This is a genomic window from Arthrobacter rhizophilus, assembly GCF_026241105.1.
In the GTDB taxonomy this organism is placed as follows: Bacteria; Actinomycetota; Actinomycetes; order Actinomycetales; family Micrococcaceae; genus Arthrobacter.
Genome location: NZ_JAPFFT010000012.1, coordinates 25,918 through 40,430 on the forward strand (window position 1 = coordinate 25,918; position 14,513 = coordinate 40,430).

Sequence of the window (14,513 nt, forward strand, 5' to 3'; positions counted from 1 at the left end):
CTTGCGAAGGCTGGGAGCCGGTGGGGAGCAATCGATTGCCGCCCTAGTGGATGACGGCGAGCAGCACGCCCACCGACATGAACAGCACGCCGAAGGTGCGGTTGAGGACCTTCTGCCCATGCTCATTGTGCGTGAACCGTTGGAATGAACGGGCCGCCAAAGCGAAGAAGAACCACATGACACAGATGTCAATGAAAACGATCGTGGTGCTGAGGATCAGATACTGCGGCATCAGGGGCTGCTCGGGCCGGATGAACTGCGGCATGAAGGCCAGGAAGAAAACGATCGCCTTGGGATTGAGCAGGTTGACCCACACTCCCCGCTGGAACATGGACCAAGCCGGTTCGTTCCGCCGGGCTTCCACCTTCTCCTTGTCCAGGTCCGGGCGATGCAGGAACTGCCGGATGCCCATATACACCAGATAGGCCGCCCCGGTGTAGCGGATCACGTTGAAGACCACGGGCGAGCTCGAGACCAAAACCCCCACCCCGAGTGCCACGATCAGGATGTGAATGATCAGTGCAGCCTGTTGGCCCAACACTCCCCAGATGGAGCGGCGGAATCCGGAGTTGAGCGAATTGCTCATGGTGGAGATGGCGCCCGCGCCGGGAGTGAAACTGATCAGGGTACCGGCGCCCACCAGGGCCAGCCAAAGCGAAATTTGCACCGATCCAGCCTATGCCCGGACGAAGCGCTGACCGGACGCGTGGCGGTCAGGATGCGTGGGGGTCCGGATGTTCGGCTACTCGGAGGCGCAACTCCCTGGACGCGCGGCTACCAGATCGTATTGACGAGCCGGAATTCCTGGAGCGCCCGAGCGGACGTCACAAGCGTCAAGCCTTCGACGGCGGCCTGCGCAGCAATCATCCGGTCGAAAGGGTCCCTGTGTGGCCAATCAAACGATGCCGCAGCGAGAGCGTGCTCCGCTGTGAGGCTCAATTCCTCGGTGACTACACGTCTTACGTGCTGTCGGTAACCAGTCATGATCGGATCCAATGCAGCGAGGCGACCGCATGAGTACTTGTAAGCCAGTTCATAGGCCGAGGCAGCTGAGGCAAAAGTTCGATTTTCGAGGTCTTCGATGATCGACCGGGCTGTGCTGGACAATTGTTCTGGCCTGGTCATCGCGAGCACCAACGCGTTGGAATCCAGGAGAAACGCGGTCATTCCCAGTCCGCCAGCTCTTGCTCGGTCAGAGGGTCGAACAAGTTGTCAGGAAGATCGATCTGGCCCAGAAAGCCCAACTCGCGCTTCCGAGGGTGCTCAATACGAACTATCCGTGCAACAGGCTTGCCGGCTTTGGCGATAACCACTTCTTCCCCCCGTTCAACCAAGTGGAGAAGTTCGGAAAGGCGCGTTTTTGCTTCCTGGACGTTGTACTGTGCCATGTTGACCAAGCATACTTGGTCAACCCGTCCGGTGTGAGGTTCAGAACCGCGGCGGAGGCTCCTGGCCGCTGCGCTCCGACGCCTAGCCGCACTGGCCAAGCCTCGAATGTACCCAGTGAGTCATGGTGTCCGGCAGATCGTCTCCCGATGCATATTGGTCAAAGTAGGAGTGCGGTCCCGCAGACATATACCCGGTTTCGTCGACGCCAAAATGACCGATCATGTGGAGTCCCCGTTCCGCGGCTGCCTCTGACAGAAGCTTCGCTTCTACGAGGATTGGTTCGTCATAGCCGTAATTGTGCTCCGTCCAGATCCCCGCGTGCGCGATCGCAAAGTACTTGGTGCCCTCGAGATCCGGATGTTCCAGGATGGCGTCCTGGAAGGGTTTCAAGCTGCCTTCAAAGGACTCCGTGACAACTCTGATGCTTTCAAGCTGCATCTCGGCGTCGAGGCCGATCACCACGAGTCTTGGGCGGAGCTTTCCTTCTTGGACAATGAGCGGACGGGTGAGGAGTTCGAGGTCAAAGCCTGCTTGAATGATCATGATTCGAGGCTATTCGCGGCCGCAAGCCACAGACAGGGGCTACTTTGCCTATGTGGACAACTGCCCGAGGTTGGCCGCCTTCACCAGAAGATACTGCCGCTCCTGAACGCTTCCGGTCTTCTTCGCGGCGGCAAGAAAGCACTCCCTGGCCCCCACAAGCTCTCCGGACATTTCGAGCAGGTGCCCGCGAACGGCGTCGAGCCTGTGCCAGTTTTTCAGCTCCATATCAAGCCCATCCAATAGCTCAAGGGCGGCCCGTGGCCCTTCCACCATTGCCACCGCAACGGCCCGGTTGAGCGTCACAACCGGGCTTGGGGCCATGGCTTCGAGAACCGTATACAAAGCGAGGATCTGCGGCCAATCAGTCTGGTCCGTTGATGCCGCCTCGGCATGGACCGCCGCGATTGCAGCCTGCAACTGGTAGGGCCCCGGACGACCAACGCCCAGCACCGTTGACAAGAGTTCAAGGCCTTCGGCGATCTGCGCAGTGTCCCACAGCCCGCGGTCCTGCTCGGCGAGCGGCACGAGCATGCCGTCCGGCAGCGACCTCGCCCGGCGTCGTGCATCGGTGAGAAGCATGAGGGCAAGCAGTCCGCCTACCTCGAGTTCGCCCGGGAGCAGCACCCGCAGGAGCCCCGTGAGACGGATGGCCTCCGCGGTGAGGTCTTCGCGCTGCATGGATGGGCCGGAACTCGCCGCGTAGCCTTCGTTGAAGATCAAGTACAGGACGTGGAGTACGACGCCGAGCCGTGCCTGCCGCTCCGCGGCTTCAGGGGGCTCGAAATGGGCCCCTGCCTTCTTGATGCCCTGCTTCGCCCTGCTGATCCTCTGGCCCATGGTGCTTTCCGGGACGAGGAACGCGCTGGCGATTTCCGCCGTCGTGAGCCCTCCGACTGCCCTCAATGTCAGTGCAAGCTGCGAGGGTGCTGAGAGAGCGGGGTGGCAACAGAGGAAAAGGAGGGTGAGGGTATCTTCTGCAAACCCGTCCGCGTCACCAACTGAAGAAGGCTCCTCGCCGGGCGGCGGCTCCAAGGCTGCGGCGCGTTCTTCGCGAGCCTGCCGGGCACTCTCGCTGCGCCACTGGTCCACCAGGCGACGCGTGGCTACGGTGAGCAGCCACGCCTTGGGGCTGTCCGGGACACCGGACGTGGGCCATTGCAACGCGGCCTCGAGCAGAGCCTCCTGGACGGCGTCCTCGCACTCGGCGAATTGCCCGTGCCTGCGCACGAGCACGCCAAGGACCTGCGGCGCGAGCGTGCGCAGCAGGTCCTCGAGAATGGGTTCCCCGGAAAGCCCGGTCAAACGCTATACCTCCGGCGGCTCGTCCTGGACGCGGCGAAGCTCCACGACGGGCGCGTATTTCACGATGCTGGAGCAGATTTCCACGGCCCGTTCCTCGCTGGCGACGTCCACCACCCAGTAGCCGATCAGGGACTCCTTGGCCTCTGCGAAAGGTCCGTCGGTGGTGATGACCCCGTTATCCGTATTCTTGACCAGCTTGGCAGTGCTGGCATCGGCCAATCCGGCGTTGAAGACCATCTCGCCGGAATCGGTGAGATCCTTGTCGATCTGGATCATGAACCCGATCATTTCCTTGATCCATTCGGGGTCGGCAGTCTCCATCATGCCCTCGGCGGATCCAAACATCATGATCATGTATTTCATCTCGAACTCCTTATGAGGGCGCTCCGTTTGGGCGCTTTCGTTCATGGGTCGGAACTACAGGACGGTTTTCGACATGGCTTGGTGGAATTTCTCAAGAAACTTTTGGCGGGCCGCTAGGCCCGTGCGATGACCTCCCCGTTCGGGATCAGGAAGAAGCCGTCATCAGTGGAGCCCCAACGGTGCCAACCGGCTGCAATCCGCGCCAGATCGGCCTCGTTGGCCAGCCCGTATTCCAGCGCTTGCTCGGCAAACGCCGAGTGCAGGACGCGATCGCTCCACACCCGTGACTGCCAGCGGCGCTGCTGCGCGGTGGCATAAAGCCAGTTGCTGCTGGAGGGAGCGACGTCGGTGAAGCCCGCCTGCTGCGCCCAAGACACGAGCCGCCGCCCGGCGTCGGGCTCCGCTCCGTTCCGTCGGGCGATCTTCTGGTAAAGCTCCATCCAATCGTCGAGCTCCCGGACCTCGGGGTACCAGCTCATGCCGTGGAAGTCGGCGTCGCGCACCGCCACGATGGCACCGGGCTTCGCGACCCGCCGCATTTCGCGCAACGCGGCCACGGGATCGGTCAAGTGTTGGAGGACTTGGTGGGCGTGGACGAGGTCGAAGGTCTCGTCCTCGAAGTCGAGATCGTAGATGTTGCCGGTCACAAATTCCACGTTTTCCACACCCCGCTCGGCCGCAAGCGAGGCAGCCTGGGCCACGATCTCGGCGGAACGGTCCAGCCCGACTACCTTCGCGGGAGCCACCAGCTCCGCGAAGTCGCAGGTGATGCTCCCAGGTCCGCATCCGGCGTCGAGCACTGAGGTCCCGGCGGTGAGATGCGGGATGACGAACGCGGCAGAGTTCTCAGCTGTCCGGGAGGCATGGGCACGTACGACGGACTCGTGGTGGCCGTGTGTGTAGACGTCTTCAGGCTTCTGCTCGTTCATAGGGAAACGCTACCCCGATGGGGTCGAAAGCGAGCGGAACTTGGGCGAAACCTTGTTTTCGACTGCCCGCCTGCCACAATGGACCCATGGCCGCAGCGTGGTGGGGTCGGGGGTCGCAGCTGGGGCGCGGATCGGGCCTTGGCGGGCTGCGTGATGGAACATCCCCGGAGGCCTTGCGTCGCCCATTCTTTATTGCGGCAGTGGCCGTCTTCGCTTTGGTTGTCCTGGCTGAAATCGGCTTGTCGATCCTCCTCGGCGGGACCGCCGTCGAGCCCGTTTCCCCTGACCAAGCGGACAAGCTCGGCGTTCCTATCGACGTCTTCCTCAAAACCCAACGCGCGTCAGCTGCGCCGCCGGGCGCGGGAATCGGTTTTCTTGCGTTCCTGGACGGGCTGTTGCTGTTCACGGTGGTGATGCTCGGGCTCAGCCTGATCATGGACCTGCGGGTTTACGGCCGGGTTCAAGGCATCGTCACGTTGATTGTCACGTTTCTCTGGGTGGTGGGCGCGTTCCTCACGGCCCTCTTGGCCTTGGCAAAGCTGTTCCTGATGTTCGGCCTGTTCGTGGCTGCACCCTTCGGGACTATTGCCTACCTGGCGTTATGGGGGAGTTTTCCCACGAGCCAGGCGGCGGCCATCCTCGCCCTCCTCCTACTGCTGAAGATCGTTTTCGCAGTGTTGCTGGTCCTGAGCCAGCCGAAATTCCTGAAGGTCACCGGGCTTGTGGTGCTGCTTCTGGTATCGGTGCTTCTGCAGCTCATTCTTGGCCTCATCCACGGATTCCTCCCCGGACCGCTCGTGTCTATCGGGGATCAGTTCTGGGCGCTCATCACGGTGGTGGTGGCCTTGGTGTGGGCGCTCATCATGCTCATCGGATCCATCCCGGCCATTGTCAACGCGCTGCGGGTCAGCGGCTCGGGAGGCGACTGACATCCCGGACGCTCGCTCACTTTTGGTGACCTTTTCGAAGACCCTCGCTCACGTCATGTGAGTGAGCGTTGGGGGAAACGCCGCCATAGGTGAGTGAGGTTGTAAAGGGCCCTACTCCTGTGGCCGGTTTCGATAGGCTGCCAGGAACGTGGCGATCCTGCGCACGGCCTCCTCGATCTCCCGGACGGACGGCAGGATAACAAAGCGGAAGTGGTCCGGGTTTGGCCAGTTGAAGGCCGAGCCGTGGGAGACCAGAATCTTCTGGTCCTGCAGGAGGTCCAGGACGAATTTCTCGTCGCTCTCGATCGGGTAGACCTCAGGATCCAGCCGCGGGAACAAATACATGGCCCCGGCAGCCGGAACGCAACTCACCCCCGGGATGGCCGTCAGGAGCTTCAACGCCAGATCCCGTTGTTCCCGGAGCCTGCCACCTGGCCTGATGAGTTCCTCGATGCTCTGGTAGCCGCCCAAGCAGGTTTGGATGGCGTGCTGCGCTGGAACGTTGGAGCACAACCGGAGCGAAGCAAGGAGCTCCAGCGCCTCACGGTATTCAGCGGTGGCTGCGTGCGGACCGGTCACTGCGACCCACCCTGCACGGTACCCGGGCATCCGATAGGCCTTGGAGAGGCCGCTGAAGGTCAGGACGCAGATGTCGTCTGCCACGGAAGCGGTGTGGATGTGCTGGGCGTCCTCGTAGCGGATCTTTTCGTAGATCTCGTCCGAGAACAGCACCAGATCATGCTTGCGGGCCAGTGCCGCGAACTGCTCCAGGATATGGCGAGGGTATACCGCGCCGGTGGGGTTGTTCGGGTTGATGATGACGATGGCCTTGGTGCGTTTGGTGATCTTGGCCTCGACATCGGACATGTCCGGCCACCAGTTTTGGCCCTCATCGCAGAGATAGTGCACCGGATTACCGCCAGTGAGGGTCACCGTGGCCGTCCACAAGGGATAGTCCGGCGCAGGGATGAGGACCTCGTCGCCGTTTTCCAGAAAGGCCTGAAGCGTCATGGAGATCAGTTCGCTGACGCCATTGCCAATGAAGATGTCCTCGACGCCGATATTCATGAGGTTCTTGGTCTGGTAGTACTGCGAAATCGCGGTCCGCGCCGTGAAAATCCCCTTGGAATCGCTGTACCCTTGGGCGCCTCGCAGGTGGTGGATCATGTCCACCACAACGGACTCCGGCGCTTCCAGCCCGAACGGCGCGGTGTCCCCGAGATTCATCTTGAGGATCCGGTGCCCTTCGGCCTCCATGGTCTTCGCCGCTTGGAGGATAGGCCCACGGAGTTCATAGCGGACGTTCTGTAGTTTGCTGGAGTGCTGCATCGGACGCATGGTTGATCTTTTCATGGGCGGCACTGTTTTCGGCACCGGATTACGCGCAGCATCAAGTAGGCCCTACTGCTTGACCGCGCAGATCTGCGGCTGGACTTTGCAGATGTTGATCGGGTTCGGCTCGATGATGATGCCCCGGATTTCTGTGCGGACCAATACCAGGGCGTTTTGGTTCACTTTGCTTCCGACATCGGGGTTGACGCCCACCACAACGCAGCTTTGCAGGAATCCTCCGGGTGAGGCCTGGCACACGGAGCCCTGGGTGAAATCCAGCTGGATTTTCGCGTTCTGGAAGGCTGTCCGTGCATCTTCGATGTGCAAGCCCAGGACCGCGGGCACCACCGATTTCACCGGCGTCGCGATCTCCAGGTTGACCATGGAACCGCGCCCGGCGGACTTGTTGGCCTCGGGAGACTGCGCGACCACTGTCCCGGCGGCTTGATCGCTTTCCTTGTCCGTTGTAGCTGCCGAGAAGCCGGCATTCTTGAGGATTTGCACCGCCTCAGCTTGCGCCTTGCCTTTCACGTCCGGCACGTTGACGTCCTTGAGAAGGAACCAAATCACTCCACCAATCGCCGCCAGCAGCACGACGCCGCCGATGATCACCCACAGCCACGGGAATCCGGGCCTCGGCTTGGTCGGTTCGGTGGGCTTGGTGACGGTCAGCGTGACCACGTGGGCCTGGTCGGCATAGTCCTCAGGGGCGTCGTCGGCAGAGTAGGCGATCAGTTTCACGGGATATGAGCCCGGTGCGGCACCGGTGGTGTCGAAGTTGACTAGGTATTGCTCCGTGGCTCCGGCGGCGATAGTCCGCAACGGAGTGGGGATGGTGGTGTAGCTCGGCGACGGCGGTGTGCTCTCCGTGCCGGGAAAGGCCCCCAACACCACGCGTTCGGGGCCGGGAGCTCCGTTCGTCACGGACGCTGTGAGGGAGCCTTTGCCATCCTTGAGCTCCACCGTGGGAGAACTCAGCGTCATGGTGATGGTGCTCATGCGACAACCGCCTTTCGGGCAATGGCAATGGAAAAGTTGGCGGCCACGTCATCCTGCTTCCAGGAGCTTCAGCGCACACGTGCCAACAACGCGGCACGTGATGCCTAGCTGACCTCCGGAGGTGCCGAAGGTCAGGCTGACGGTGTCGCCTGCTGTGACGTCCTGCTCTGTTCGCGTGCCTTCCACGACAAGGGTCACGGTGACTGCTTGCTGGGGAGCCAGCCGGGCACGCTTGGTGGGGCTGCCCAGATCGAACGGGCCCCCGAATTTCCTGACCTCGAAGATGCAGCTTCCCGCCACCAGCAGCTGTGTTGCCGCCGCGGAGCATTGGCCGCCTGGGCTCATGAGATCCGAGGAAGCGAGGATGCCTCCTTTGGCAGCCTGCGAGAACCCCGCTTGCCAGGTGGCCGCCGCGTTGTTGTTCCCGCCGCCGCAACTGACGCCGAAAACCAGCACGAGCACGGCGATGACACCGCATAGGACCACCGCGATGATTGGCTTCCGGTTCTCATCGTTCACGAGTCCATCACCGCGATCTCGTCCGTGACGTGGGCAGGCTTGATGCCCTTGACGATTCTGCGAATCAGCTCCCCTTGCCCAGCGGCGGCCGCGGGGACCAGAACCTTGATGTGGAACTCGCCCGGGACGGATTCGACGCCGAACCCCGCGATCCCGGTGGCCAGCTGCAGGAAGCGGGTGAGACCGTCCACGGTGCCCCGGCGTGCGGACAACGAGGCCGCGCACGCAATCAGGTCCCGTTGCCGGGCCAGCGGGACTCCTGCCGCCGCGGAGTCCACGGATTCCGGGCCTGGTAGGGTCAGCCAGTCCAGGTCCACCCAGCGCGACAGAAACGGAATGAACGACGACGGCGAGCGGCCGGGATCGGGAACGGTGTGGATGCGGTCCAAGACGTCCCGGACGGGCTGTTGCATGTCCTCCGCCACGGCGATGAGGGCCTGCAACGGCGTGCTGGTTTCCGCCGCCACTTGGTAGATCTCGGGCATGACCTTCAGCATCGGGGAGTTACGCAGCACGGGTTCAACCATTGCCATGCACCACTTCGATTCGGTGGTCGCCGGAGCAGAACAGCCACGTGTTCGGGAGGGTCACTACGTCGTCAACCATCCGCCGCGTGCAGCTCGCCCAAGAAACGGCGTTGTCCGTGCTCCGGTAGATCCCCTTTGGGCCGGATGCGAGCACAAGCTGCGTACCGTCGTCGCGCACTACGCCGGACACCGCGCGGACGGGCTCGAAACGCGTCCTGTCCCGCAAGGGCAGATTGCAGTTCACGTCTGGCACGCTCCACTGCGCGGAAGCCTGCCCGAGCTGCAGGCGAAGCACGCCTCCGCTCTGGGTGGCAGCATAGGCGGCATTGCCCATCACATGGACACCCCAACAACTGCCACCAGTCCAGCCCGTGTTGAACTGTTCCCAGGAAGCCATGAGGGTAGCGTCGAACTGGGTGCGGGCGAGTTCGTCGATCTTCAAGCGGAGGCAGCCCGTCCCTGTACCCTCCGGCACGGAACGGCCGAGCCAGACATAGCTTGCGCCGCCGTCGTACTGGATCGTCATGCAGCGGATGTCCTCGCCCGCGGATTTGATCTGATGGAAGCTGCCGGCCGCTCCCGCGTCGGGCGAGAGCCAAATGCCGGCGGAGGCTTCGGCAGCCACCACCACGCCGGTTCGGCCGCGCACGTCCACGAGTGCGTCCACCGCGTAGAAGCCACGGTCCGGCTGGCTCGCGTCCACCACGTTCTGGACCGGGATGGCGCCCTCGCCCATCGGCAGCTCATAGAGTCCGTGCTCGCCGGCGAGAAGCAGCACCGGGACGCCCTGCCGGTCCACCCAGCACAAGTCCGCGACGACGAAGCCCAGTTCCGCGGCCCGCCGCCACGATTCGCCGAGGTCCTCGCTGACGTAGATGCGCGATCCGGTGGGGGTCACGGTGCTGACCGCCACCATGCCGGGATGCTGTCCGGGACCGAAACCGCCAGGGCCAAAGCCACCGGCGCCGAAGCGGCCCGGAGCCGGGGAGCGGAAAGGCGCGATGGACCTTACCGGTTCGCTGGCCGCCTCCGATCCGAATTCGGCGCAAGCCTCCCAGCCATCGCCCGCGTTGGTAGTGCGGAAGAGGGTACTGTCCCGGGCGACAAACCAGGTGTTGTCCTGTCCCTCGGCCTGCACCAGCGCCAAGGCATCGGCGTCCGGAACCTTGTCCACTTCGAGCCGCACCCGGTCCACGTACTGGACTCCGGGTTCGGCTTCCTCCACGGCGCGGTAGAGGTTGGAGACGCGCAACGGCTTGCCGAAGCCCGAACCGTAGTTGGAAGAGCTCAAGCTCAGGGGACTGATCCCTTCCGCGAGCCGGCCCACGATCCTGGACTTCACGGCCTCGGCGTCCTCATCTGGCCGGACTACGATCCTGGCGTCCACCAGCACTTGTTTATAGAGGCCCCAGCGGACCACGGGCTCTGCCCCCACGGTGGACCGGCGGCGCAAGTACTGTTCAACCTCGAGCCGGACGCTTTCACGTGCTTGGGCGTTCAGTTCGGCGGCGCGCACAGGACCCGGCGCACCCGGCACGAACGGCACCAGCACTACCTCCACCTCGCCGGGTTTGGCGAAAGCCCAGATGTCCCGCCGCGTGAACGCACGCGCCCTGGCGACACCACCGTGACGCATGGCCAGGACCTCGTAGTCGCGCACAGTGACGGCCCTGTCCCGGGCCTGGAAATCCTGCGGTGCCCGGCGGAGCGCATTCTCCAGCGATTCGCCATCGCGGCCTCCCGTGGCAGGTTCCGGATTGCTGACCTTCAGCCCCGGGATCGGGGTGCGCATGACCGTCAACTGGCCCGCGCCGACGTTGCCGCGCAGGCCTCCGCCGCCGCGGTACCAGGCGCGCACCTCGGCCCCCGGACCCGGAACAACGGCCGTCCGCGCTACGGACTCCTCGTCCCACCATGCGAACATCACGACGCCGGCACTCCGATCGATCCGGACTGGCGCCTCATCCAGGCCCGCGTCTGCGAAGGCCTCAACTTCGCGGCAAAACCGGAAAGGCCTGCCATCTACCAGGACGGCTTCGCCGCTGCTCAGCTGGGTGCCCGCGGGGACTTCTATGGCGATGGACAGGCCCGCCCCGGAGACAATGGGCGCGTTGGGGATGACAAAGCTTTGGCCCGGTCGGCCGGTTCCGACGCCGATGGGGACGGCGTCGTACAAGGTGACATCGGCTGCCGGGACCTGCACACTGGACTGGCCCGCCGCGAGGACGGCCGCCGTCGTCGTCGTGAACACCGGTTGAGGGGCGCCGGGCACGCCGGGCAGGCAGCTGACCTGGGTCCCGCGGGGGATGCGGATGTCCTGGCTGTCGGTACTGCTTCCCGCCGACGATCGGGTGAACTCGAGGACGGTTTCGGCGGTGCTGGGCGGGTACAGGCTGGTTCCAAGCAGGTTCAAGTAGACCGCATACAGCTTTTCCGGTACCCGGTTGAGCCGGTACATCAGGGTGTCCGTGAGGTAAGCGAAAGCCTCGAGGATGGTGATGCCGGGATCATGGACAGAGAGATCCGTCCAATCCGGGGCAATCTGCTGGATGCGCTCGCGGGCACCGGCCACCAAGTCCGCGAAGCTGCGATCGTCAAGATTCGGCACGGGGATACTCATGCTGCACCTCCGGAATCAACGGGCAGGGCGATGGCGAGCTGGTCCTCGAGCTGGGTTGAACGGACCCGGTAGCGCAACCGGACCTCCAGCACTTCAGGACTTTCGGGGGACCGGGACGCGTCCAAGGATAGGACTGTGATCCGGGGCTCCCATTGCTCCACGGCCCTGGCCACATAATGGATGGCCAAGCCCGCCGTGGTGTCATCCGCGGGCGCGAACGCGAGCCTGAACAGATGGCAGCCGTAGGTGGGCCGGTTGACGCGCTCGCCGGGCCTGGTGCTCAGCAGCAGGAGGAGCGCCTGGCGCACGGAAGCTGCATCCGTGACGGTGGCGAGCCGTCCGTCGGGGGTCAGCCGCAAGCCGGGAAGGCCGGTGGCGGCATCGAAATCTGGATGGACGAATGCCACCGACTTGTATCTGGGGATGCTCACGGCTGGCCGCCTCTCATGACCCCGCCGCCACGAATTCCTGGCCCGGCCTCCGGACCGTGTACTTCACGGCACCGGGCGGAGTGCCGTCCGTGTAGCCCTCCACAGTGTCCAGGCAGACCTTCTTGCCACCGATCCGGACAAAACCCGAATAGCCCTTGATCACCGGCAGCGTCTTGGTGCAGGGCTTGATGTTGAGGCCAACGTTCGGGCACATGCTGATGTCGCGTCCCTGGGGATCGTTTTCGACCAAAACCAGCGAATCGGCAACACGAACCCACTTCTGGGAAGGCACGTTTTCCACTTTGCCGTCGTGCCCGCAGCGCAGGATGGCCTCCTTGACCAGGAACTTCAGCATCAGGCCTCCTCGAAATCGACGGTCTTGGCACGGATCTTCATGGCCCTGCCCGGTGCCTCCAGGACCAGGTCCGTTGCCGAGGTGATCCGCAGCTTCTCCGGCCCGAGTTCCACCGTGGAGCCGTGCCCGTCCGTGAAACTGATGGTGCGGCTGCCGCCGTCGAGCACTATCTGCTGCCCGTTAGCGCTACGGAAGGTGTAGCGGCTGTCCCGGGGGGTGTTCACTGTGTTGTCCGGCGTCTGCTCCCGGCCGTAGAGCCCGCCCAGAATGATGGCCTGCGCCGGATCCGTGGCGGGAAGCAGGACCAGCACGGTGTCCTCCGGGGCGGGCGGCACCACGAAACCTTTCCTTGCGCCGGCTCCCATTGTCAGGACGGGTGCCCAGGCTGATTCCAGCGGCGGATACGCGGGCAGCCGGACCCGTGCCCGGCCGCGTCCTTCCGGATCCTCAACGTCCAGCACGGTGCCCAGGGTGAAGACGTCGGGACGCCGGGCGGTCGGGGGTTCCGGGGGTCGTGTGGTGATGGTGGTTTCGTAGCCCGTGCCGTCCAGCTTGTGAGTGGCGGTGGCAATTGCATAGGTGCCTTCGAGCGACGTCGCGAGTCCGCGTACGCGCACCCGGCGCCCGGCGCGGAGGCGGGGATCGCCGTCGGCCACGAAGACGGCGGTGACTTGCCCCGCCATCCGGACGTCCAGTTCCGCCTGGGCCAAGCCACGGGCCAGGGATTCGGAGGCGAAGGACTCGTTGTCGCGCAGGAGTTCGCCGCCGGCGCCAACACTGGCCAGCGCAGGGTCTGCGGAGACGTTGGCCTTGGCGTCGCTGCTCCCTGCGGTGGCCTGCTGCACCGAGGCGTCGTCGGACCGCCAGCCCGAGGTCTTGGCACCGAGATACGCCGGCTCCTGGCTCAACTCCACCTCGGCCGAATGCAGGCTACTGCCCAGTTCCAGATCAATCGGTTCACCGTCGCCGGACAATTCCGTCAGCCTCAGCGCATCGCCATCCACCACGGGGTACGCACCCACCCGGGCGCTCTGCTCCACCAAGAGACTCAAGTCCGAGCGGGCACATTGGTACACCTCACCCAGCCGGGTTGCGCCGCCCACCACTTCCAGGCCCGTACCCTCCGTGAGCGTGCGGGCCAGCCCGGCGAGATCGACGTCGCTGTGCAGCCGGGTGAACTGGCGTTTCCTCAACCGGTGCAGGGCATCGTAGGCGCGGACCCTGACTTCCTGCGAAAGATCTGCCCCGTAGCTGTGCTCCACCACCGTCACTTCGCCCACGAAAAGAGGAGTTCGTTGGCCCCCCAATTCCACGCGCAGGGCGTCCCCAGGTGCGGGGTCCACCCCGCCGCGTGCCGTCGCCGAGCGTCCCGGGCCGGGGCGCCAGCTAATGAGGCATTGGGCCGGCCTGGCGAGCGAGCTGAGGACCTGCACGGAGATGATCGCCGCGGTTTCGGCCGCGGAGAGGCGGCGTCGCCCGAGGGTGACGATGAGTTCCGGGAGGCCCTGGAGCTGTTTCATGGCGCCTCGCCAACCGGCGGAACGGCGAGGGGGCCGTTGAAATGGGCGGGATCGTCGATGTTGTTGTACTCCAGCAGCAACTTCCACAGCAGCGGCGTGCCAAAGGCGGCCAGGCTGAGGCGCCCCAACTCACCCGGCGGAACCTCCGGAAGCAGCTCGCCGCCGTCGGGCGCTGTTGCGTCCCTGTCCGTGCTACCGTCGCCGCCCACCGCGAGCGTATCCACGGGCGGCGCCGTTAGATCAACGGCCGGGAGCCGCTGGGCGAGCTCGTAATTCTCGCCCCCTTCCTCGTCAGCGCTCTGCCCGACCCGCACGAACACCATGCGCATCCACGAGCGCAAGGGGGAGCCATCCGGAGAAAAACGGTCGAAGCGCTCTGCCACCTCGGTCACGATCCCGGGCACGTTCCATGCGCGCCCCCACACGAACCGGACCGACGGCGGCCGGCGTTGCCTCTCCACCTCGGCCGAGTTCTCCGCGAGCGCCCAGATGGGCCGCGTCATCTGGCGCACGTCCTGGACATGGAGCGACGCCGGCGCGAGGTCGACGTCGAACAGCAGATCCAGGCGAAGCTCGGTGTGTCCGCCTCCCGTGAAGAGCAGGGGATCGTCCGCGAGGCCCGTTCCCGTCAGCTTGCCGCCCGCCGAACGCCGCGGCTCAACACCGGCGGTCCGTGACATCACCACCGTCTCCGGATTGAGCAGGCAGCCAAGGTGTTCCCCGGTGTCCTCGATCAGGAAAGCGACGCGTTCCAT

The 14,513-nt window shown here is 64.4% G+C and carries 17 protein-coding genes; 1 reads left to right on the forward strand and 16 read right to left on the reverse strand.

The annotated features are described in order from the left end of the window. Positions 1 to 43 precede the first annotated feature (43 nt). The 7 genes from OOZ51_RS11740 to OOZ51_RS11770 all read right to left on the reverse strand — a co-directional run bounded on the left by OOZ51_RS11740 (position 44) and on the right by OOZ51_RS11770 (position 4,526). A complete protein-coding gene (locus tag OOZ51_RS11740; protein ID WP_265979768.1) occupies positions 44 to 667 on the reverse strand; it encodes a LysE family transporter in 624 nt (207 codons plus the stop codon). A 107-nt stretch (positions 668 to 774) separates the two neighbouring features. After that, positions 775 to 1,167 carry a type II toxin-antitoxin system VapC family toxin gene (locus OOZ51_RS11745; protein ID WP_265979769.1) on the reverse strand — a complete coding sequence of 131 codons (393 nt, stop codon included), beginning with the start codon at positions 1,165 to 1,167 and terminating at the stop codon, positions 775 to 777. Further along, positions 1,164 to 1,388: a type II toxin-antitoxin system Phd/YefM family antitoxin gene (locus OOZ51_RS11750; protein ID WP_265979770.1), complete on the reverse strand. Its 225-nt coding sequence runs from the start codon at positions 1,386 to 1,388 to the stop codon at positions 1,164 to 1,166. The genes OOZ51_RS11745 and OOZ51_RS11750 overlap by 4 nt, the downstream gene beginning before the upstream one ends. Before the next feature lie 82 nt (positions 1,389 to 1,470). Continuing rightward, entirely contained in the window at positions 1,471 to 1,932 is a 462-nt protein-coding gene (locus OOZ51_RS11755) for a hypothetical protein (RefSeq protein ID WP_265979771.1), read from the reverse strand. 48 nt (positions 1,933 to 1,980) lie between these two features. Next, entirely contained in the window at positions 1,981 to 3,234 is a 1,254-nt protein-coding gene (locus OOZ51_RS11760) for an RNA polymerase sigma factor (protein WP_265979772.1), read from the reverse strand. A 3-nt stretch (positions 3,235 to 3,237) separates the two neighbouring features. Continuing rightward, positions 3,238 to 3,597, reverse strand: a complete 360-nt coding sequence (locus OOZ51_RS11765; protein WP_265979773.1) for a YciI family protein — start codon at positions 3,595 to 3,597, stop codon at positions 3,238 to 3,240. Between the two features lie 113 nt (positions 3,598 to 3,710). Then, positions 3,711 to 4,526 (reverse strand): methyltransferase domain-containing protein, encoded by an 816-nt coding sequence (locus OOZ51_RS11770; RefSeq protein ID WP_265979774.1) that lies wholly within the window; start codon positions 4,524 to 4,526, stop codon positions 3,711 to 3,713. Between the two features lie 86 nt (positions 4,527 to 4,612). Between OOZ51_RS11770 and OOZ51_RS11775 the strand changes: the two genes are divergently transcribed. After that, on the forward strand, positions 4,613 to 5,455 hold the full coding sequence (locus OOZ51_RS11775) for a hypothetical protein (protein ID WP_265979775.1): 843 nt from the start codon (positions 4,613 to 4,615) through the stop codon (positions 5,453 to 5,455). 111 nt (positions 5,456 to 5,566) lie between these two features. Here the strand turns inward: OOZ51_RS11775 and OOZ51_RS11780 are convergent, their stop codons facing one another. From OOZ51_RS11780 to OOZ51_RS11820, 9 genes are all read right to left on the reverse strand, one after another. Further along, entirely contained in the window at positions 5,567 to 6,793 is a 1,227-nt protein-coding gene (locus OOZ51_RS11780; RefSeq protein ID WP_265979776.1) for a pyridoxal phosphate-dependent aminotransferase, read from the reverse strand. 63 nt (positions 6,794 to 6,856) lie between these two features. Further along, on the reverse strand, positions 6,857 to 7,786 hold the full coding sequence (locus tag OOZ51_RS11785; RefSeq protein ID WP_265979777.1) for a PASTA domain-containing protein: 930 nt from the start codon (positions 7,784 to 7,786) through the stop codon (positions 6,857 to 6,859). Positions 7,787 to 7,834: 48 nt separating this feature from the next. Further along, a complete protein-coding gene (locus OOZ51_RS11790) occupies positions 7,835 to 8,305 on the reverse strand; it encodes a hypothetical protein (RefSeq protein WP_265979779.1) in 471 nt (156 codons plus the stop codon). Then, the gene (locus OOZ51_RS11795) at positions 8,302 to 8,838 is read right to left on the reverse strand and encodes a phage tail protein (protein ID WP_265979780.1); all 537 of its coding nucleotides are present in this window, start codon (positions 8,836 to 8,838) and stop codon (positions 8,302 to 8,304) included. The genes OOZ51_RS11790 and OOZ51_RS11795 overlap by 4 nt, the downstream gene beginning before the upstream one ends. Further along, positions 8,825 to 11,452 carry a baseplate J/gp47 family protein gene (locus OOZ51_RS11800; protein WP_265979781.1) on the reverse strand — a complete coding sequence of 876 codons (2,628 nt, stop codon included), beginning with the start codon at positions 11,450 to 11,452 and terminating at the stop codon, positions 8,825 to 8,827. Before OOZ51_RS11800 ends, OOZ51_RS11795 begins: the two co-directional genes overlap by 14 nt. Continuing rightward, positions 11,449 to 11,883, reverse strand: a complete 435-nt coding sequence (locus OOZ51_RS11805; protein ID WP_265979782.1) for a GPW/gp25 family protein — start codon at positions 11,881 to 11,883, stop codon at positions 11,449 to 11,451. Before OOZ51_RS11805 ends, OOZ51_RS11800 begins: the two co-directional genes overlap by 4 nt. 13 nt (positions 11,884 to 11,896) lie before the next feature. Continuing rightward, positions 11,897 to 12,238 (reverse strand): hypothetical protein, encoded by a 342-nt coding sequence (locus OOZ51_RS11810; protein WP_265979783.1) that lies wholly within the window; start codon positions 12,236 to 12,238, stop codon positions 11,897 to 11,899. Beyond that, positions 12,238 to 13,758 (reverse strand): phage baseplate assembly protein V, encoded by a 1,521-nt coding sequence (locus OOZ51_RS11815; RefSeq protein WP_265979784.1) that lies wholly within the window; start codon positions 13,756 to 13,758, stop codon positions 12,238 to 12,240. The genes OOZ51_RS11810 and OOZ51_RS11815 overlap by 1 nt, the downstream gene beginning before the upstream one ends. Beyond that, positions 13,755 to 14,513 (reverse strand): CIS tube protein, encoded by a 759-nt coding sequence (locus tag OOZ51_RS11820; RefSeq protein WP_265979786.1) that lies wholly within the window; start codon positions 14,511 to 14,513, stop codon positions 13,755 to 13,757. The genes OOZ51_RS11815 and OOZ51_RS11820 overlap by 4 nt, the downstream gene beginning before the upstream one ends.

What these genes read in the sequence shown, in the direction of transcription:
- OOZ51_RS11745 (WP_265979769.1), bottom strand. Translation starts at nt 1,167, where the DNA reads ATGACCGCGTTTCTCCTGGATTCCAACGCGTTGGTGCTCGCGATGACC.
- OOZ51_RS11750 (WP_265979770.1), bottom strand. Translation starts at nt 1,388, where the DNA reads ATGGCACAGTACAACGTCCAGGAAGCAAAAACGCGCCTTTCCGAACTT.
- OOZ51_RS11755 (WP_265979771.1), bottom strand. Translation starts at nt 1,932, where the DNA reads ATGATCATTCAAGCAGGCTTTGACCTCGAACTCCTCACCCGTCCGCTC.
- OOZ51_RS11765 (WP_265979773.1), bottom strand. Translation starts at nt 3,597, where the DNA reads ATGAAATACATGATCATGATGTTTGGATCCGCCGAGGGCATGATGGAG.
- OOZ51_RS11770 (WP_265979774.1), bottom strand. Translation starts at nt 4,526, where the DNA reads ATGAACGAGCAGAAGCCTGAAGACGTCTACACACACGGCCACCACGAG.
- OOZ51_RS11775 (WP_265979775.1), top strand. Translation starts at nt 4,613, where the DNA reads ATGGCCGCAGCGTGGTGGGGTCGGGGGTCGCAGCTGGGGCGCGGATCG.
- OOZ51_RS11780 (WP_265979776.1), bottom strand. Translation starts at nt 6,793, where the DNA reads ATGCGTCCGATGCAGCACTCCAGCAAACTACAGAACGTCCGCTATGAA.
- OOZ51_RS11785 (WP_265979777.1), bottom strand. Translation starts at nt 7,786, where the DNA reads ATGAGCACCATCACCATGACGCTGAGTTCTCCCACGGTGGAGCTCAAG.
- OOZ51_RS11795 (WP_265979780.1), bottom strand. Translation starts at nt 8,838, where the DNA reads ATGGCAATGGTTGAACCCGTGCTGCGTAACTCCCCGATGCTGAAGGTC.
- OOZ51_RS11800 (WP_265979781.1), bottom strand. Translation starts at nt 11,452, where the DNA reads ATGAGTATCCCCGTGCCGAATCTTGACGATCGCAGCTTCGCGGACTTG.
- OOZ51_RS11810 (WP_265979783.1), bottom strand. Translation starts at nt 12,238, where the DNA reads ATGCTGAAGTTCCTGGTCAAGGAGGCCATCCTGCGCTGCGGGCACGAC.
- OOZ51_RS11815 (WP_265979784.1), bottom strand. Translation starts at nt 13,758, where the DNA reads ATGAAACAGCTCCAGGGCCTCCCGGAACTCATCGTCACCCTCGGGCGA.
- OOZ51_RS11820 (WP_265979786.1), bottom strand. Translation starts at nt 14,513, where the DNA reads ATGGAACGCGTCGCTTTCCTGATCGAGGACACCGGGGAACACCTTGGC.